The organism is Nocardioides psychrotolerans (genome assembly GCF_900113685.1).
Classification (GTDB): Bacteria; Actinomycetota; Actinomycetes; order Propionibacteriales; family Nocardioidaceae; genus Nocardioides; species Nocardioides psychrotolerans.
Map to the genome: position 1 here is coordinate 56,624 of NZ_FOQG01000005.1, position 18,611 is coordinate 75,234.

Sequence of the window (18,611 nt, forward strand, 5' to 3'; positions counted from 1 at the left end):
CACCCCACGCGATCGCGAGCGGGCAGAACGCGTGAGAGGAGAGCCTGCGTGAGGCAGTGGCGCAGCTGGGTGCTCCCGGCGTGGTCATCGGTCCTGGCACTCGTGCTGCTGGGGCCGGCGCTGGGGCGCGGCTACGTGCTGAGCTTCGACATGGTCTGGGTGCCGGACCTGGCCCTACGACCCGACTTCCTCGGCGTCGCGACGGGGCTCCCACGGGCGGTGCCCTCCGATGCGGTCGTGGCGCTCCTGGACGAGGTGGTGCCGGGGATGCTCCTGCAGAAGGCCGTCCTGCTCGGCTCGCTGGTCGCCGGGGGACTCGGCGCAGCCCGGTTGGTGCCGCACACGGCCCTCGTCGCGCGTGCCGTCGCGGTCGGCCTCTTCCAGTGGAACCCCTTCGTCGCAGAGCGGCTCGTGCTGGGTCACTGGCCGGTGCTCGTGGGCTACGCGGTCCTGCCGTGGTGCCTGGTCGCTGCGCGGGAGTGGCGGCAGACGAGGCGCTTCCCGAGACGGCTGCTGTGCTTGGTGCCGCTCGGCAGCCTCAGCGCCGGCGCCGGCCTCGTCACGGCCCTCGTGGTGCTGGCCTTCGTCGCCGGAGGTGCGCGGACGCTCCGGGCACTCCTGCTCGTGGTGGCTGCCAACGCCCCGTGGCTCGTCGCCGGTCTGCTGCACGCCTCCTCCTCGGTGACCGACGCGGACGGGGCGAGCGCGTTCGCTCTGCGTGACGAGGGCCTCCTGCCGGGCCCGCTTGCTGCCCTCGGGCTCGGCGGCGCATGGAACGCCGAGACGATGCCGTCCTCCCGGGCGGGGATGCTCGCCGTCGTGGCGCTGCTGGTGGTCCTGGGCCTCGCGGCCGTCGGTGCGCGCACCTGGTGGCGCCGCCTCGGCGCCCGCGACGGTGTCGCGTTCCTCGTCTGCGCCGTGACGGGCTGGGCGCTGGCCGTCCTCACCTGGGTTGCGCCGGGTGCGACGGGATGGCTCGTCGAGCAGGTCCCCGGGGCCGGGCTCCTGCGGGACGGGGCGCGCCAGCTCGCGCTCCTCGCGCCCCTGCTGGCGGTGACCGCCGCCACCGGGGTCGACGTGCTCTGGTCGCGCGGCCCGTCGGGCCTCGTGGGGCGCCTGGCAGTCGCCGTGGCGGTCGTCCTCGCGCCCGTCGCTCTCCTGCCCGACGCTGCGTGGGGTGTCACCTCGCGCCTGGGCAGCGCCACCTACCCCCCGTCGTACGACGAAGCGCGCGACGCGGTCGCCTCGGCCGTTGCCGAGCAGCCGGGAGACGTCCTGGTGCTGCCCCTCTCCAGCTATCGCCAACCCGCCTTCAACGACGATCGCAAGGTGCTGGACCCGGTCGGCCGTTACCTCACGCCCGACTACGTGGCCAGCGACGAGCTCGTGGTCTCGGGCGTCGTCATCGCCGGCGAGGACCCCCGGGTCCGCGAGGCCCGGGCGGCCCTCGACGCGGGGACACCGGGGGAGCGCTCGGAGCTGCTGGGCGAGCTGGGGATCGGCGTCGTGATCGTCGACGTGACGGCTCCGGGGCCGGCGCCGCTGGTGGCCGGTGAGCAGGTGCTCGCGACGTCCGACCTCGTTGTCGTGGTCCTGCCGGACACGGCCGAGAGGGACGTCCCGACCGGGTGGATGGTGGCGATGGCCGGCGCCTGGTCGGCGTTCGGGGGCCTGCTCCTCGCGGCCGTCGTGGTCGGCCTCGGAAGCCTGCGCGGCGCACGCCGCCGCCGACGCATCACGATTTGACCCAAGGTCTCCAGAAACACGATGGAAACGTGAGCCGCTGCTAGGCTGAGCTCGAAACTCAGGGAGGGGTCTTCAATGGGAACGATTTTGACCACTATCGGCGCGCTCGTGCTCGGTGGTGTCGTGGCAGCTGCCACTATCGTGGGTGTGGTGTCCTCGCAGACTGCGGCTCCGGACAAGTCTCCGACCAACGTCAACGCGCCGGTCATCGAGTACGGCTCCAACTGACCTCGAAGCGTCACACGTCTTGACGACGGCCCGGCCTCTCGGCCGGGCCGTTCTTGACGTCCCTCACACCTCCGCTCAGGCGTCGATGTCCTGGACGTCCTCGGGGTCCTGGCTGTCGACCAGGCGACCGTGGAGGCTGGCGAGCAGCACCAGGGCGAACGCCTGCTGCGCGGTCTCCCAGGTGAAGGCATGGCTCTTGGCCAGTGCTCCGGCGCCGAGTCGCGCCCGAAGGTCGTCGTCGCGCAACAGGCGACCGAGGGTCTCGGTCAGCTCGTCCTGCGTGTCCACGAGCAGCCCGGAGACGCCGTCCTCGATGGACTCGCGGGTCCCTCCGGCCGACGCGTAGGCGACTGAGGGGGTCGAGTGCATCCCGGCCTCGCCGATCACCAGGCCCCAGCCCTCCTTGAGGGAGGGAAGGGCGAGCACCCAGGCGCGCTCGTAGACCTCGTGCTTGCGCTCCTCCTCGACGTGCCCCTCGAAGGTCACGACGTCCTCGGCGCCCACGGCGCAGACGTGCTCGCGCAGCTGGGCGTCCCACCAGCCGCCGCCCACCACCACGAGCTCCAGGTCGGGCAGCTCTGCCCGCAGGGCCAGCACCGCGTCGACCGCGTGCTCGACCTGCTTGTGGGGGACCAGCCGTCCGACCACGGCGACCAGCGGCGTGGGCGATGGGCCGGGGTCGACGGCGACGTAGGGGTCGGTGCCGTTGTGCACGACCGCGATGCGCGGTCCCCGCACTCCGAGCTGGCGCAGCTCCCCGCGGGTCGCACGCGACACCGCGACGTACTGGCAGTGGCGGTAGAGCCAGGGTGCGAAGCGTCGCTCGATCCACCAGCCGACCCGGCCCGACAGCCCTGGGTAGACCACCGGCCACTGCTCGCGGTGGACGTGGTGGACCAACACCACGACCGGCGCCCGGGTGACGAGCCGGGAGAAGAAGGGCAGGCCGTTCTGGACGTCGACGACGACGTCGGGTCGGCCGAGATCGCCGCGGCGGAGGGCGCGCATGCCGGCGAGGTAGACCGACAGCTTGGAGCCGCGTCGTACGAACCGGATGCCGTCGACGACCTCCTCCGGAGCAGCTGCTGCGTGGGCGGCGCAGAAGACCGTCACCGTGCAGCCACGGGCCACGAGCCCGGCGGCCATCTTCTCGAGGTAGCGCTCGGCGCCGCCGCCCTCGGGGTTGCGGGTGTCGCGCCAGCTGAGGAAGACCACGTGCTTGCCCACCAGCTCGGGCAGCTCGGGCGCCTCGGCGAGCTCAGGCAGGTCGTGCATCCGGCACACCCTAGGCCAACCCCCCTCGCGGTCCGCTACCACCGGGTAGGGTCGCCCGCGTGCCGACGCCGACGACCCTCTCCAGCCCTCGCTGGAAGGCCACCCTGCGACGTTCACGGCACCTGCTCGGCGAGTTCGGCCACGAGCAGACCGACCCGGCCCGCTTCTACTCAGCCATCGCCGACGACTCCGTCGGGCAGCTCTCGCAGTACGTCGACCTCGACGGTCAGCGCTTCCTCGACGTGGGTGGTGGGCCCGGCTACTTCCGCGATGCGTTCCGGGCCGCCGGTGCGACGTACGTCGCCCTGGACGCCGACGCCGGCGAGCTCGCCGGCCTCGGTGACATCGCCGAGGGAACCGTCATCGGGTCGGGCATGCAGCTGCCGTTCCGCGACGCCTCGATCGACGTCTGCTACTCCTCCAACGTGCTCGAGCACGTGCCGGACCCGTGGCTGATGGCCGACGAGATGCTCCGCGTGACCCGACCTGGTGGCACGGTCTTCATCAGCTACACCCTGTGGTTCGGGCCGTGGGGCGGCCACGAGACCGCACCCTGGCACTTCCTCGGTGGTCGCTTCGCGCGCCGCCGCTACGCCCGCAAGCACGGGCACGAGCCCAAGAACAGGTATGGCGAGTCCCTGTTCGCCGTGACCGCCAGCGACGGGCTGCGCTGGGCGCGCACCCAGGCCGACGCCGACGTCGTCGCCGTGGTGCCGCGCTACAACCCGTCCTGGAGCTACTGGCTGCTCAAGGTCCCGCTGGTGCGTGAGGTGGTGACGTGGAACCTCGTGCTGATCCTTCGCAGGAAGTGACTGCGGACGCGCTCGGTCGCACCAGGTTCCGGCTCCGTCGCCTCGCAGCGTGCGCGCTGCTGGTCGGCCTGGCCATGATCCAGTCGCCCGGCCAGCTGGTCAGCGACACGAAGTTCGACCTCGCGGTCGCGCCGGCAGGGTTCCTCGCCCGCACGCTGCACCTGTGGGACTCCGTGGGGGCGCTGGGCCAGCTGCAGAACCAGGCCTACGGCTACCTCTGGCCGATGGGACCGTTCTTCCTGGCCGGCTCCGCGCTCGACTTCGAGCCGTGGGTGGTCCAACGGCTCTGGCTGGCGCTGGTCCTGTGCGTGGCGTTCCTCGGCGCGGCCACGCTCAGCAGGCTGCTCGGGGTCCGCAGCGACCTCGCGTGCCTCCTGGCCGGGTTCGCCTACGCCCTCTCGCCGCGGATGCTCACGACCCTCGGACCGATCTCGATCGAGGCCTGGCCCAGTGCCTTGGCCCCGTGGGTCCTGGTGCCTCTCGTCATCGGTTCGCAGCGCGGCTCCGCACGGCGGGCGGCAGCGCTCTCCGCCCTGGCCGTGGCGATGGTGGGCGGCGTCAACGCTGCCGCGACCTTCGCGGTGCTGCCGCTCGGCGTGCTGTGGCTGCTGACCCGCTCGCCGGGGCAGCGGCGCCGGACCATGATGGTGTGGTGGCCGGTGTTCACGGCTCTCGGGACGCTCTGGTGGCTGGTGCCGCTGGCGCTGATGGGCGCCTACAGTCCGCCGTTCCTGGACTTCATCGAGTCCGCCTCCAACACGACGTTCCCCACCTCGTTGTTCGACGCGCTGCGCGGCACCTCCAACTGGGTGCCCTACATCGACACCTCCTCACGCGCGGGCAACGACCTGATCCGCGACTACGTGCTGATCATCAACAGCGGTGTGGTGTTGTTCCTCGGCTTCGTGGGCCTGCTCTGGAAGGGCAACCCCCATCGCCTGTTCCTCGCGAGCGGGCTGCTGCTGGGTCTGCTGATGGTGACCATGGGCCACCTCGGAAACGTGCAGGGCTGGGCGGCGGTCGACCTGCACTCGCTGCTCGACGGGGTCCTGGCGCCGCTGCGCAACGTCCACAAGTTCGACCCGCTCATCCGGCTGCCGCTCGTCCTGGGGCTCGCCTGGCTGGTGGGGGCCCTCGTCGAGGACCTCGCCGAGCGCCGGAGCAGGCCCGACAGCGAGGACCGCGTCGAGGCCTCCGTACGTCGGGTCAACACGCGGGCAGTGCTCGTCACCGCCGTCGTCGCCGTCCTCGGCGCGGCGCTGCCGGTCGCCGTGGGCCGGGTGACCCCGACGGGGGGTGTGCTGGCGGTGCCGGACTACTGGACCGAGGCCTCGGCCTGGCTGGACGCCGAGCAGAGCACCGCGCTGCTGGTGCCCGGGTCCTCCTTCGGGACCTACGTCTGGGGCACCCCGCGCGACGAGCCGCTGCAGTGGTTCGACGCCGCCGACTGGACCGTCCGCAACGCCGTGCCGCTCACCCCGGCGGGCAACATCCGGATGCTCGACGCGATCGAGGCCCGTTTCGCGCAGGGTGAGGGCTCGCCCGGGCTGGCGTCCTACCTGCGCCGCGCCGGCATCACCCACCTGGTCGTCCGCAACGACCTGCAACGCTCGGGCGACGTCCCCGACCCGGTCCTGGTCCACCAGGCGATCGAGGACTCTCCCGGGCTCACCGCCGTGCGGACCTTCGGCCCTGAGGTCGGTGGCGAGGCCCGCCTCGAGGGCAGGGACGGCAGCCGCATCCTGGTCAACGCCGGCTGGCAGAACTCCTACCGCGCCATCGAGGTCTTCGAGGTGGAGGGCGCCGCGTCATTGGCGGTCGGCAGCACCGAGCCTCCCGTGGTGGTCGGCGGCCCGGAGGACCTGCTCGACCTGAGCGACCTGGGGCTGCTCGGCGACGAACCGACGATCCTGGCACCCGATGTCGTGGCTGCTCCTCCTCCAGGATCGGAGCTGGTGCTGACCGACGGGCTGCAGGCGGTCGAGCGCAACTTCGGTCGTGTCCACGACGGCGCCTCGGCGACTCTCGTGCCGGGGGAGACCCGGCGGCTCGGCAACCCCACCCGCGACTACCTCATCGACACCGACGACCGCTGGTCGACCTTCGCCAGGCTGGACGGCGTCGCCTCCGTCGAGGCGTCGTCGTCGATGTCGGACTCGACCGCGATCGGACCCGTGCAGCGCGGTCAGCTGCCCTACGCGGCACTCGACGGCGACGCCAGCACCGCCTGGGTCGGCAACTTCACCGCCGAGGCCGCCTGGTGGCAGGTCGACTTCGACCGTCCGCGCGACCTGGCCACGATCACCGTGACGGCCGGTCCCGACGAGCGCGAGGTCGTCGAGGTCTCGACCCCCGGCAGCGTCCTGGGCCCCTTCGCCGTCCCGCGCGGCGCCACGCGCACGGTCACCGTCGACGAGCCGGACGCCACGTGGTTGCGAGTCGACGACGTGTCCGGACGACCGGGCAACCGCCTCGCCCTCGCGGAGGTGGACGTGCCCGGGCTCCAGGTCACCCGCTCCCTGGTGCTGCCGACGCTGCCCGAGGCGTGGGGGAGCCCCGACACGATCGTGCTGCGCGCCATCGACGACGCCCGCCGCGGCTGTGCCGTCGTCGACCGGGCCGTGCGCTGCGTCGAGGGTCGCGACGTCGCCCCCGAGGAGCCGGCCGGCATGCGACGTGACATCACGCTCCCGCAGCCCACGACGTACGACGGACGGCTCACGGTGCGTGCCCGCCCCGGCAGCTCCACCACGCGACTGATGCAGCAGGGCCTGCCCATCGGCGTCTCCGCGTCCTCCACGGGCAACCCGGACCTGCGGGCCTCCATCGTGGCGGCCGTCGACGGGGACCGCAGCACGACCTGGACGGCGGTCCTCGCCGACATTGACCCGATCATCCGGATGAACTGGCTGGAGCGCCAGACCATCACCGGCCTGGACCTCTCGGTCGCGCCGGACACCGCTGCCCGGGTCCCCACCGAGCTGACCCTGACCTGGCCGGGTGGGAGTCGCGAGGTGTCGGTCGACGACGACGGCGAGGTGAGCTTCCCGGCGATCCGGGTGGACCAGCTGACGCTGGCGGTCCGCGAGGCCGAGCCCGCCTCGAGCCTCGACTTCGCCTCCAACGGCTCCCAGATCCCGGTCGGCATCACCGAGCTCGACGTGCGGGGCCTGTCCTACCTCCCGCTGGTCCTTCCCGAGGAGCCCCGCGCCTACGCGTGCGGCCAGGGCCCCACGATCGACACCGGGCGGCAGGCGATCCCCACCAGCGTGATCGCCAGCCCGCGCGAGCTCTTCGAGGGCGGCGCCCTCGAGGCCCGGCTGTGCGGCAGTGGCGAGGTGGCGCTGCCGGAGGGTCCGGGCCAGGTCGCGATCGAGGCGACGGATGCCTTCACCCCGGTGTCACTGGTGCTCACCGACGGCGTGGACCAGGTGGGATCCGCGGAACCCGTCATCAACAGCCGCACCAGTCCTGCCCACCTCGAGCTGTTGCCGGGCGGCACCGACACCCTCCTCACGGTCCGGGAGAACACCAACCCGGGCTGGGTGGCGACCCGGGGAGGCCGCGAGCTCACCCCGGTCGTGGTCGACGGGTGGCAGCAGGGCTACTGGTTGCCGGAGGTCGGCTCGCGCGAGACCGTCACGATGGACTTCGCCCCCGACACCCTCTACCGAGGTGCGCTCGTCGCCGGGTTGCTGGGGCTGCTCGCCCTCTTCGCGCTGTGCTGCGTGCCGCGTCGGCGCTGGACCGACACCCTCGGCGCCCCCCTGGGCGCAGCGCGCCTGCCCGCCGCTGCCCTCGCGGCGTTCGCCGTCCTCGGGGGCGGGTTGTTGGCCGGCTCGCTCGGTGCCGGCCTGGCGGCGGTGGGCTTCGTCGTCGCAGCGATCCTGCGCCGCCGCTCACCCGACTCCGCGCCGTGGTTGCTCGCAGCCGTCGTGCTCCCTGCTGCCGGCGCCTTTGCGCTGCGGCCCTGGGGCGGCGCGACGGGCTGGGCCGGCACCTTCGAGTGGCCGCACTACCTGGTCGTGGTGGTCTGCGCCGTGCTCTTCGGGTGGCTGGTCGAGGAGCGGCCCCAGGGCGGTCGCAGGCCGCCGAGACGCATCCCGGGCCTCTCGACCACGCGGTAGAGCACCTCGGAGGCGACCAGGCTGACCACGAGGGTGAGGGCCCAGATCTGCCACCCGTGGCCCTGGAAGAGCCCGTAGTCGGTCACCGACATCACCAGGTGCAGCACGGGCAGGTGGATGCAGAAGGTGCTGTAGGAGATGACGCCGAGGTGGCGCAGCGCCGGAGCGGACATGACCCGGGCATAGCTGCCGGGCACGGTGAAGATCCCCGTGAGCACGACCAGCCCGCCGATCACGGCGTAGAGCACGTGCTTGGTGAGTGCCTCGGCGGGACTGGCGACGAAGAGGAACGACGGACCGGCGAGCGGGGTCGCGGCGACCAGCAGCAACCCGGCGACGACCGCCCAGCAGGCCCCGGGCATGCCGGCGAGGGTCGTCAGGTGCCGCAGCGGAGCCGGGGCTGCGTCACCTCGGGACTGGTGCAGCACGTGCGCGAGTGCCAGGGCCATCCCGACGGCGAACCACGTGAGGTACGCCGGCAACCAGCTCATCGGCACGCCGGCGGAGGACTCCGCGACCACCCCGGCCAGCGACAGCACCCACCACACGCTGACGGCGACCAGCGCGCCGAGCACGGCACCCACACGCCCCGGCCGGAGCCCCTTGCCGCGACCGAGGGCCGCGAGCATCAGCAGCGGCAGCACGAGGTAGAACATCGCCTCGACGGCCAGGCTCCACATCTGGGTCAGCCCCTGGGGGAGTCGCGGCGAGGTGTAGATGTCGACCAGCAGCAGCGACCGGAACCACTGCACGACCCCGAGACCACGGTTCTCGTCGATCAGTGCGAGGGCGATGACGACGGTGACGGCGTAGACCGGGTAGATGCGCAGGAAGCGCTTCCAGTAGTAGCGCCCCGTTGACGGGTGCTCACGTCCGGCTGCCGCCCGCGCGAGGTAGGGCCGCGAGAGCAGGAAGCCCGACAGGACGAAGAAGATGGCGACGCCGACGTCGAGGCGCGACAACAGGGTGCCGACGGCACCGTTGCGGCCGTACTCACCGGACTGGAACGTCGTGTGCGTGGTCAGGACGGCCAGCGCGCCGACGGCGCGCAGGGTGTCCAGCACGGGGAACTCCGGCCGCTGCTCGACGACCTGCGTCACGTGCTCACTCACTCCAGCGTCCCTCCGGGCTCGGGTTGACCCACCTCGATGATGTCCACGCACAGGGTCGCACCTGCGTCGAGCCCGGTGAGTCGAATGGCGTCGAACGACCCGTCCACCCGGGCGAAGAGGCTGTTGAGGCCGGCCTGGACCTGGGTCTCCAGCACCGTGTCGCCGGCGGAGACCACGACCGGGGAGTCGGTCGAGGAGAGGTAGCCGATCCGGATCCACCACTGCCACGGGAACGCGCGCCCCGTCAGGGGCACTCTCAGGCCGTCCTCGTCGACGCGCCAGCCGCAGCCGCTCTCCGGTCCTGGCCGCGAGGTGACTCCGGTGTCGATCAGGGCCTTGCGCACGCTGCCGTCCGGGGCCACGACCGCCAGCGCCGGGCTCGACTCGGGGAAGGACGCCCGGTCCGAGACGAGCTCGACGATGCGGCGTACCTGGTTGTCGGGCGTGAACTCCGCCGGCACGACGTCCTCGGGCACGGCCTGGTCCGCCAGGTCCACGGCACCATAGGTCCGCAGCTCGGCCTGGAGCCGGTGGACGTAGGCATCGCTGACGTTCTCGGTGTGCCAGATGTGCACGTGGCGCGCCGAGCTGATGAGTCCGGACACGCTCACGACCGCGACGAGCCCGACCGTGACCCAGGGAGGCAGGGGAGCGCGCAGGAGGGGCTCGGGACGTGGCCGGCTCGGCTGCTGCGCGCCGCGCAGGTCCAGGAACGCCAGGCCCAGGCAGAGCGCCACGACGCACGCGGCGTCGGTGAGGTAGCGGTACTCGAGGCCGATCACGTCGCCGTAGACGGGCGCCCGGCTGACGGCGAGGAGCGCGACGAGCACCGCGAGGTAGCCGACGAGCAGCCCCCAGGCGCGTCCGGTGCGTTCGCGACGGAGGAGACCGTGCAGCACGGTCAGGGAAACCAGCACCCACGCGACGTGGACGGTCCACCCGGGAGGGTCGGCGAAGGAGTTCGGCGGCGCCAGCGGCGACCAGCTCCACGGGCCACCGGCGAGGGCGGAGGCGAAGGCGGTGCCGACCATCGTGTCCGTGAGCTCGCCGACCAGGGCGAGGGAGGGGGAGACGAAGGGCTCATCCACCGCGTGCACGTAGTAGGCCACGTAGGCGAGCACGGGCGGCAGCCCGACCACCGCGGCGAGCCGACGTCGTACGACGACGTGCTTGATCCGCGCCCAGGCGGAGCCCTCCGCGAAGTAGGCCAGCGCGACGAAGACCAGCACGGGCAGGATCAACAGCGCCTTGACGTCGAAGAGGAGGCCGAGCGCGACCGCGCCGTAGGCGGCGAGCAGCCAGCGGGCGCCGTCGTCTCGCAGGTAGCGGACCCAGCACCCCACGGCGAGGAAGAAGCCGAGCTGGATCGCCAGCTGGCTCAGGCACGCGGTCCACCACATCGTGGCCGGGACGGTCATCGCGGTCGTGAGGTAGAGCGCGAACGGCGCCAGGACCGCCCATCGGTTGCCGAAGAGCGTCACCAGCATCCACAGGCAGGCGATGCTGGCGAGCAGCTGGATCAGCAGGGTGATCGTGGCGGCCAGCTCCCAGTTGAGGGTCCCCGACGCCGACACGAGCGAGGCGATCCACCTCCCACCGGGCATCAGGTGGCCGTTCCACGGTGTCATGGCGTAGCCGAGGGTCGGGCTCTGGTCCTGGGCCTCCAGGAGGAGGCCGTAGTCGTCGAGGTAGAACCAGCTCGGGTAGAGGGCCCACGCCCGGAAGACCAGCTGGCCGATGACCATGGCCGCCCCGGTGATGACCACGAGCTGCGGGTGTTCGACCCACCCTGCTCGCTCGGCCCAGGAACGGCGCGGTCGTGCTCCCTGCGCGCCCACCCTTGCCTCCTCAGGCGCGGACTATGCCACACCGCGCCACACCTCGAGGGCGCGGAGGCCGGCTGGCGTAGGTTGTCGCCGAACGTCCGGGGGACGACGGGTCCGGGCCCACCAGGAGAGGCGGAACGTGGCGGCAGAGTTCGAGTTCGACGTCTGCATCATCGGCGGCGCCGGGCATGTGGGATTCCCGCTCGCGGTGGCGTTCGCCACGCGCGGACTGCGGGTCTGCATCTATGACATCAACCAGGGCGCCGTCGACCAGATCACGGCCGGCCGGGCGCCGTTCCTGGAGCCGGGCGTCCAAGCCCCCCTCGAGGCCGCCCTGGCGGACGGCACCCTGGTCGCTGGGGCCGATCCCGGTCTCGTGAGCCGCTCCGAGCACGTGGTCGTGGTCGTCGGCACCCCCGTCGACCAGCACCTCAGCCCGGACCCCGAAGCCGTCCCGCGAGCGTTGGGCGCGCTGCTCGACCGCCTGCGTCCGGGCCAGCTGGTCGTCCTGCGCAGCACCGTGTTCCCCGGCGTCACGCGCCGGGTGGAGCAGCTGGTGGCATCGGTCCACCCCGACCTCGACCTGGCCTTCTGCCCCGAGCGCATCGCCGAGGGCCACGCGATGACCGAGCTGTTCTCGCTGCCCCAGATCGTCGCGGCCCGGACTGCCCGCGCGACAGCGCGTGCGTCCGCCCTGTTCGGCACCCTCACCGGGTCGATCATCGAGATGGAGCCCGAGGAGGCCGAGCTCGCCAAGCTGTTCACCAACGCCTGGCGCTACATCAAGTTCGCCGCCGCCAACCAGTACTTCATGATCGCCAACGACCTCGGCCTCGACTTCGCCCGCATCCGTGAGGCGATGATGCAGGACTACCCGCGCACCGCCGACCTGCCGGGAGCCGGCTTCGCGGCTGGGCCGTGCCTCTTCAAGGACACGATGCAGCTCGCCTCCGTCACCGGTGGGGCCTTCGCGCTCGGACACTCGGCGATGCTCGTCAACGAGGGCCTGCCGGACTACCTCGTCAAGCGCATGGAGCAGCGGCACGACCTGTTCTCGCAGACGGTCGGCATCCTGGGCATGGCCTTCAAGGCCGAGAGCGACGACCGGCGCTCGAGCCTGTCCTACCGGCTCAAGCGCGTGCTGGCGTTCCGGGCGCAGCGGGTGCTGACCACCGATCCCTACGTCACCGACGACCCCGAGCTCGTGCCGCTCGAGCAGGTGCTCGCCGAGGCCGACGTGCTGGTCATCGGCGCCCCGCACGCGCAGTACGCCGACCTGGTCACCGACCTGCCCGTCGTCGACGTCTGGGACCTGCGCGGCAACGGGAGCCTCACGTGAGCACCCCCAGCGTGACCGTGGTCGTCCCGGCCTACCACGAGGAGGAGGGCGTCGCGCGGGTCCTCGACCGCCTCGTCGAGGGCATCTCGCTGGACTTCGAGATCCTCGTGGTGGTCGACGAGCCGGATGACCCCACCATCGCCGCCGTGCACGAGCACGTGGGTGACGACGAGCGGGTGCGGACCCTGGTCAACACCTACGGCCGGGGGCCGGCCCACGCCGTGCGCTACGGCATCGACCACGCCAGCCACCCGGTCGTGGTGGTCACCATGGCCGACGGCAGCGACGACCCGCGGATGATCGACCCGCTCGCCCGGCTGGTGGAGCGCGGGGTCGTCGTGGCGGCAGCGTCTCGCTACTCACCCGGAGGGCAACAGGTCGGCGGGCCGATCTTCAAGAGCCTGCTGTCCCGCACGGCCGGTCGCACGCTCGGGGTCTTCGCCCGGGTCGGAACCGACGACGCGACCAACAGCTTCAAGGCCTACGACACCGAGTTCGTGCGCGAGGTCGGCATCGACAGCCGCAGCGGCTTCGAGATCGGTCTGGAGCTGACCGCCAAGGCGCGCCGTCTCAGGCGTCCGGTCGCGGAGCTGCCGACGATCTGGCTGGACCGGACCCTGGGGGAGTCGCGCTTCGACCTCCAGGGGTGGGTGCCGAAGTACCTGCGCTGGTACCGCTTCGCGTTCGGTCCCGAGCTCACCCTCGACGAGGTCAGACAGCAGGCTGCAAGGATCGCCGCACGCAACCAGGGAAAGCAGGGCACGACGTGATGGACACCGTGGTGGAGGGCGCCGGGGCCGGTCTCCGGGTGCTGGTGACGGGATCGGCCGGCTTCATCGGGGGCTACGTCGTGGAGGAGCTCCTGGCGCGCGGCTACGCCGTGACCGGCATCGACAACTACTCCAAGTACGGCCCGGTGACGAAGTCCTACGACTCCCACCCGCGGTACCGCTTCGTGGAGGGCGACGTGCGCGACGTCGACCTCGTGACGGACCTGCTGGTCGACTGCGACCACCTCGTCGCCGGCGCGGCGCTCATCGGCGGGATCTCCTACTTCCACACCTACCCCTACGACCTGCTCGCCACCAACGAACGGATCATGGCCGCGACGTGCGACGCAGCGATCCGGGCGCTGCCGGGCGGACGGCTGCAGAAGGTGACCTACATCAGCTCCTCCATGGTGTTCGAGTCGACCGACCACTGGCCCTCGGTCGAGGGTGACGAGCGGAAGATCCCGCCGCCGCTGTCGTCGTACGGCTTCCAGAAGCTGGCGGTGGAGTACTTCGCGAAGGCGGCCTGGGACCAATACCAGGTGCCGTTCACCATCGTCCGGCCGTTCAACTGCGTCGGGGTCGGCGAGGGGCGCGCCCTGGGTGACGTCGAGATCCCGAGTGGCAACGTGAAGCTCGCGATGAGCCACGTGGTGCCCGACCTGATCCAGAAGGTCCTCAAGGGGCAGGACCCGCTGCACGTCCTGGGCGATGGGCAGCAGGTGCGTCACTACACCTACGGCGCCGACCTGGCCCGCGGGATCGTGTCCGCCCTGGAGTCCGAGGCGGCGCACAACGAGGACTTCAACCTCTCGACCGCCCAGTCCACGACCGTGCTCGAGCTGGCCGAGCTGATCTGGACCAAGTGCCACGGCGACGGTCGGCGGTTCGCGTTCGTCAGTGACGCGGCCTTCGAGCACGACGTGCAGAAGCGGGTGCCCGACGTGACCAAGGCCCGTGAGGTGCTGGGCTTCACGGCCGCCACGACGCTCGACGACATGCTGGACATCGTCGTCCCCTGGGTCCGCCAGGCGATGGACGACGGCATCATCTGACGCCGCCCACGCGCTCAGCGACGGCGGCCGACCACCAGCATCTGCTTGCCCAGGAAGCGCCAGGCCAGGGGTAGGCGCAGGTAGGCGCGCACCATCAGGGGTCGCACCTCGAACTTCGCGTCCTTGACCGTGTAGGGCAGGAAGCGGGCGATCGACTCTACGACCTCGTAGCCGGAGAGCTCGAGCGCCTCCGCGACGCTGAGGTGCGTCAGGGGGAGGTGGTGGTCGAGGTAGTCCCAGTAGCGCCCGGGCAGGTAGCGGATGTTGGGCATGAGGACGACGATCAGACCGCCGGGGCGGGTCACCCGTCGGCATTCCTCCAGCGTGGTCATCAGGTCCGTCTTGGTGGGCAGGTGCTCGAAGAAGTTGGACGTGAAGACCGTGTCGACGCACGCGTCGTCCAGCTCGTCCATCGCGTCCGAGCGGGTCGTGAGGACCTCCACCCCGGGTCCCGCCCAGGTGGCGGTGTCGGGGTTGAGGTCCACCGCGACGCGCCGGGCCGCACGGACCTCGTTGACGAACTCGCAGCTGCCGGCACCGAGGTCGACGACCACACCCTCGCGAGGGACGTAGCGCTGGAAGAAGTCCTGCACCAGCACGCGCCACAGGACCCGCTTCGAGGCGAGCTCGCGGTCATCGAAGCGGTTGCGGTAGATGGCCTCGAGGTCCTCGGTCCGCTTCTCGTTCACGGCCGAACTGTAGCCCGGAGCATCGATGCCGTTTCGTGTCCCGGAATAGCCATGAACGCCTATGAGATGCGTTACTGTGCCCCGATATCTTGATTTCCTGGGGAGGGAATGCAGTGCGCAAATTCATCGGTCCGGTCCTGCTCGGCTTGGGAGGCTTCCTCCTGATGGCGGCCATCATCTGTACGGCGTGGGCTCCGGGCGTCGTCAAGAAGACGCCCACGGACGTCAACACGACGACGTACCTGAGCGGCACGGCCAACAAGCTCAACCCGGCCACAGGGGAGCTGGAGTCCAACCCCATCAACACCACCAGCGTGACGATGGTCGACTCCGACATCTCCGACGACTCCGTCGTCGGCTGGGTCAACACCTCGTGCACCGTCATCAACGTCGACAACCCGCCCAACTGCGTCGATGGTGACGACGAGCGCCTCATCGCGGCGAGCATCGACACCTTCGCCACGAGCCGCACGACCGGGCTCGCGGTCAACGACGAGAAGTACCGCGCGGACGAGTCCACCCCGCACGACGGCCTGGTCAACAAGTGGCCCTTCGACTCCGAGAAGAAGACCTACCCCTACTGGGACGGCACCGCCGGCGGAGCCTACGACGCGGTCTACGACCGCACCGAGAACCTCGACGGGCTCGAGGTCTACGTCTACAAGGTGAGCATCGTCGACGCGCCGATCGACATCGCCGAGGGCATCCCGGGCACCTACAGCTCGGCGAAGGAGATCTTCGTCGAGCCCGGCACCGGTGCGATCGTCAACCAGACCGAGGACCAGCAGCGCTTCCTCGAGTCCGGCGACATGGTGCTCGACCTGCAGGCCGCCTTCACCGACGACCAGCAGAAGCTGAGCATCTCCGAGAGCAAGGACAACCTCGCCAGCGTCAAGCTCATCCTCACCACCGTCCCGATCGTCGGCTTCGTCGGCGGCATCCTGTGCCTGCTCGCCGGTGCGCTCCTGGTCTTCCGTGGCCGTGGCTCCTCCGAGCAGTCGCCGGCCAAGCGTCGCGAGACCGTCGGCGTCTGACGCACCACCTGTCCTCTCCGGCACGCCGGGTCACGCTCTGCGTGGCCCGGCGTTCGGCTTTCCTGTGGGCGCCTTGGTGCAGCCGAAGATCGCGGTGCCGGGGGTGAATCGTCCTCGCACCGCCGACCACCCGCCCCAGAGCCGGTCGTGACCGGCGGGCCACTCGGGCTCCAGCAGCGTCGTGATGACGAAGCCGCTTGCCGCCAGGACCCTGACCCAGTCGCCGAGGGTGCGGTGGTGCTCGACGTAGGCGACCTGCCCGGTGTCGTCTTCGACCTCCACGTAGGGGGTGCGGTCCCAGTAGGACTGGCTGGCGACCAGGCCCGCCTCGGTGGGGTCGTCGGGGAACATCCACCGCGTCGGGTGGGTGATGGAGAACGCGAAGCGTCCGCCGGGGCTCAGGACCCGAGCCGTCTCAGCGACCGCGAGCTCGATGTCCTGGACGAACTGCAGGGCGCCGAAGGAGCAGAAGACGACGTCGAAGGACCCGTCGGCGAAAGGCAGGTCGGTCGCCGTGCCGAGGACTGAGGGCACCGCGACCCCGGTCTGCTCGTCGAGGCGTCGTGAGTGCTGCAGCTGCCGGTGCGACAGGTCGAGGCCGAAGGACAGGCCACCCTGGCTGCGCACCCAGCGCGAGCACTGCCCAGCACCTGATCCGACCTCGAGCACGTGCTTGCCGACGACGTCGCCCAGGATCCCGGCCTCGCTCTCGGTGAGGCCCTCGGGCCCCCACACGAAACCGGCGTCGCCGAGGAACTCGCCGTGGGTGGCTTGGTACTCATCGGCGTAGCGGTCCCAGTCGGGGCCGTTCGCCGCTCGTGACTCGGCCTCGCTGACGCCTCGACGCTCGACGCGGACCGGCGGGTGCGGCCAGTGTTCCTGCACGCCGTCACGCTAGCCCACCTCCGCTCCCGTGCGAGCCGGGTCGCGTGGTGTTGGCACGATGGCCTGATGGACTTCGCATCCCTGACCCCGCTCGAAGGTGGCTGGTCGGGCCAGACCTTCCTGGCCGAGGCGGCGGGCGAGCGGCACGTCGTACGGATCTATGCCGAGCCCGGGCCGCGCGGCGAGCAGGCCCATGAGGTCGACGCCGCGCTGCTGCGCCTGGTGCGCGGGCTGCTGCCGGTCGCCGACGTCCTGGAGGTGCGCCGCGGTGACCCGGCGACCGGGATGCCGGCGCTGCTGGTGACGAGCCTGCTCCCCGGCGAGCGTGGCGACCTGGTGCTCCCGCGCCTGGACGACGCACAGCTGGCGATCCTCGGGCGTGAGGTCGGCGCCCTGGTGGCCACCCTCGGCGCGATGCCCCAGCTGCGACCCGGCCCCTTCGTCGACGGCGACCTGCGGGTCGGGACGTTCGAGGGAGCGGACGGGCTCGTCGACTGGGTCCGCCAGCACGAGCCGACGCTGGCCCACTGGTCCGACGACGAGCGAGCCGGTCTCGCGGTGGTGGCCGAGGAGGCCCAGGAGCTGCTCGACTCCGTCGGTCGTCGCTGCCTGGTGCACAGCGACCTCAACCCGAAGAACCTGCTGGTGGATCCCACTACCTTGCGGATCACGGGCCTGGTCGACTGGGAGTTCGCCCACGCCGGTCACCCCTTCACCGACCTCGGCAACGTGCTGCGGTTCGACCGGGCCCCGCGCTACGCCGATGCGGTCCTGGCGACCTACGCCGGAGCCCGCGGCACCCCGCCGGCCGTTGCACTCGACCTGGCCCGCGCCGCCGACCTGTGGGCGTTGGTCGACCTGGCCTCACGTCACGGGCACAACCCGGTCGCTGATCGCGCCGAGCGCCTCCTCCGCGCGATCGCGGGGGAGCGGGATAGCCACGCCTGGCCTGCTTCCGACTGACCGAGGTGTCACCGTCAGGACGCAGAACTCCCCCCGGGACCAGGTCCCGGGGGGAGATTCCGCCCCGCCCTTGGTGCGGCAGGAGTGACCGGGCTCGCGGGCTCAGGGCCGGCGAGCAGCGGTCACCCTCGGCCGGCGGCGGCCTTGGGGTTCATCGGGGTCGACAACACGTTGCTGGGGTCGCTCCCGGAGGCGATCTCGTCTCCGTCACTGACGCCACCACGGTCGGTGTCCCAGTGGGTGGGGTCCGTCTTGTGCCGGTCGAAGCGCGTGTTGCGGGACCCGGTCTCCTCGATGTCGCTGAGACCGTCACCGTCGGTGTCGACCGCCGGGCCGCCCGGGTCGAGGGGGTCGTTGGGGTCGGTGCCGCCGTCGATCTCGTCGCCGTCGTCGATGCCGTCACCATCGGTGTCTGCGGTGTTGGGGTCGGTCGGCTCGTTGCCGTTGGCGTCGTTCTCCGAGCCGGTCGTCTCCTGGCCGTCGAGCAGGCCGTCGTTGTCGCTGTCGGCGTCGTTGGGGTTCATCATCGGGTTGGGGAACGGGTTCTGCGAGCCCGTGGTCTCCTCGGTGTCGGTCAGGCCGTCACGGTCGGTGTCGACCCCACCGGCGCTGTCGCCGCAGGTGACGCCGCCCGCGGGTGCCTTGGCCGTCGCGGTCATCGGGAAGAGGTCGACCTCGGCCACGTCGATGACGCCACCCAGGGTGAGCTTGAGGTGCACCGCGGCGGCGCTGGCGGTCACCGTCAGCCCG

Annotated in this window: 15 protein-coding genes; 9 read left to right on the plus strand and 6 right to left on the minus strand. The window is 71.4% G+C overall.

All coding sequences use genetic code 11. The features are described 5' to 3' along the window. Positions 1 to 48: 48 nt before the first annotated feature. Together BM204_RS07745 and BM204_RS22585 are read left to right on the plus strand one after the other, a co-directional pair. The gene (locus BM204_RS07745; RefSeq protein WP_091111804.1) at positions 49 to 1,746 is read left to right on the plus strand and encodes an MmpA family trehalose lipid delivery protein; all 1,698 of its coding nucleotides are present in this window, start codon (positions 49 to 51) and stop codon (positions 1,744 to 1,746) included. A gap of 75 nt (positions 1,747 to 1,821) precedes the next feature. Further along, entirely contained in the window at positions 1,822 to 1,974 is a 153-nt protein-coding gene (locus BM204_RS22585) for a hypothetical protein (protein ID WP_170259080.1), read from the plus strand. A gap of 75 nt (positions 1,975 to 2,049) precedes the next feature. Here the strand turns inward: BM204_RS22585 and BM204_RS07750 are convergent, their stop codons facing one another. Then, positions 2,050 to 3,249: a glycosyltransferase family 4 protein gene (locus BM204_RS07750; RefSeq protein WP_091111806.1), complete on the minus strand. Its 1,200-nt coding sequence runs from the start codon at positions 3,247 to 3,249 to the stop codon at positions 2,050 to 2,052. A 59-nt stretch (positions 3,250 to 3,308) separates the two neighbouring features. Between BM204_RS07750 and BM204_RS07755 the strand changes: the two genes are divergently transcribed. After that, positions 3,309 to 4,061, plus strand: a complete 753-nt coding sequence (locus tag BM204_RS07755) for a class I SAM-dependent methyltransferase (RefSeq protein ID WP_091111808.1) — start codon at positions 3,309 to 3,311, stop codon at positions 4,059 to 4,061. Continuing rightward, on the plus strand, positions 4,058 to 8,188 hold the full coding sequence (locus BM204_RS07760) for an alpha-(1->3)-arabinofuranosyltransferase domain-containing protein (protein ID WP_091111809.1): 4,131 nt from the start codon (positions 4,058 to 4,060) through the stop codon (positions 8,186 to 8,188). Before BM204_RS07755 ends, BM204_RS07760 begins: the two co-directional genes overlap by 4 nt. Here BM204_RS07760 and BM204_RS07765 read toward each other — a convergent pair. After that, complete coding sequence (locus BM204_RS07765; protein WP_170259082.1) at positions 8,077 to 9,300, minus strand: acyltransferase family protein; 1,224 nt, start codon at positions 9,298 to 9,300, stop codon at positions 8,077 to 8,079. The genes BM204_RS07760 and BM204_RS07765 overlap by 112 nt on opposite strands. Further along, complete coding sequence (locus tag BM204_RS22590; RefSeq protein ID WP_170259079.1) at positions 9,297 to 11,138, minus strand: glycosyltransferase family protein; 1,842 nt, start codon at positions 11,136 to 11,138, stop codon at positions 9,297 to 9,299. Before BM204_RS22590 ends, BM204_RS07765 begins: the two co-directional genes overlap by 4 nt. Positions 11,139 to 11,265: 127 nt before the next feature. Here BM204_RS22590 and BM204_RS07770 point away from each other — a divergent pair, with 127 nt between their 5' ends. From BM204_RS07770 to BM204_RS07780, 3 genes are read left to right on the plus strand one after another with little or no spacing between them, the layout of a single operon-like run. Continuing rightward, the gene (locus BM204_RS07770) at positions 11,266 to 12,465 is read left to right on the plus strand and encodes a nucleotide sugar dehydrogenase (RefSeq protein ID WP_218031142.1); all 1,200 of its coding nucleotides are present in this window, start codon (positions 11,266 to 11,268) and stop codon (positions 12,463 to 12,465) included. After that, entirely contained in the window at positions 12,462 to 13,235 is a 774-nt protein-coding gene (locus BM204_RS07775; protein WP_091111810.1) for a glycosyltransferase family 2 protein, read from the plus strand. Before BM204_RS07770 ends, BM204_RS07775 begins: the two co-directional genes overlap by 4 nt. Further along, complete coding sequence (locus tag BM204_RS07780; RefSeq protein ID WP_091111812.1) at positions 13,235 to 14,290, plus strand: NAD-dependent epimerase/dehydratase family protein; 1,056 nt, start codon at positions 13,235 to 13,237, stop codon at positions 14,288 to 14,290. The genes BM204_RS07775 and BM204_RS07780 overlap by 1 nt, the downstream gene beginning before the upstream one ends. Before the next feature lie 14 nt (positions 14,291 to 14,304). Here the strand turns inward: BM204_RS07780 and BM204_RS07785 are convergent, their stop codons facing one another. Next, positions 14,305 to 14,979 (minus strand): class I SAM-dependent methyltransferase, encoded by a 675-nt coding sequence (locus BM204_RS07785; protein ID WP_246165964.1) that lies wholly within the window; start codon positions 14,977 to 14,979, stop codon positions 14,305 to 14,307. Positions 14,980 to 15,092: 113 nt separating this feature from the next. Here BM204_RS07785 and BM204_RS07790 point away from each other — a divergent pair, with 113 nt between their 5' ends. After that, entirely contained in the window at positions 15,093 to 16,013 is a 921-nt protein-coding gene (locus tag BM204_RS07790; RefSeq protein WP_091111815.1) for a PorA family protein, read from the plus strand. Positions 16,014 to 16,043: 30 nt separating this feature from the next. Here BM204_RS07790 and BM204_RS07795 read toward each other — a convergent pair whose 3' ends face one another. Further along, complete coding sequence (locus BM204_RS07795; protein WP_091111817.1) at positions 16,044 to 16,898, minus strand: class I SAM-dependent methyltransferase; 855 nt, start codon at positions 16,896 to 16,898, stop codon at positions 16,044 to 16,046. Positions 16,899 to 16,964: 66 nt separating this feature from the next. On the opposite strand from BM204_RS07795, the gene BM204_RS07800 reads away from it, so the two are divergent. Continuing rightward, positions 16,965 to 17,861, plus strand: a complete 897-nt coding sequence (locus BM204_RS07800; protein WP_091111819.1) for a phosphotransferase family protein — start codon at positions 16,965 to 16,967, stop codon at positions 17,859 to 17,861. A gap of 122 nt (positions 17,862 to 17,983) precedes the next feature. Here the strand turns inward: BM204_RS07800 and BM204_RS07805 are convergent, their stop codons facing one another. Beyond that, positions 17,984 to 18,601, minus strand: coding sequence for a hypothetical protein (locus BM204_RS07805; protein ID WP_091111820.1), 618 nt, complete (start codon positions 18,599 to 18,601; stop codon positions 17,984 to 17,986). Positions 18,602 to 18,611: the final 10 nt, after the last annotated feature.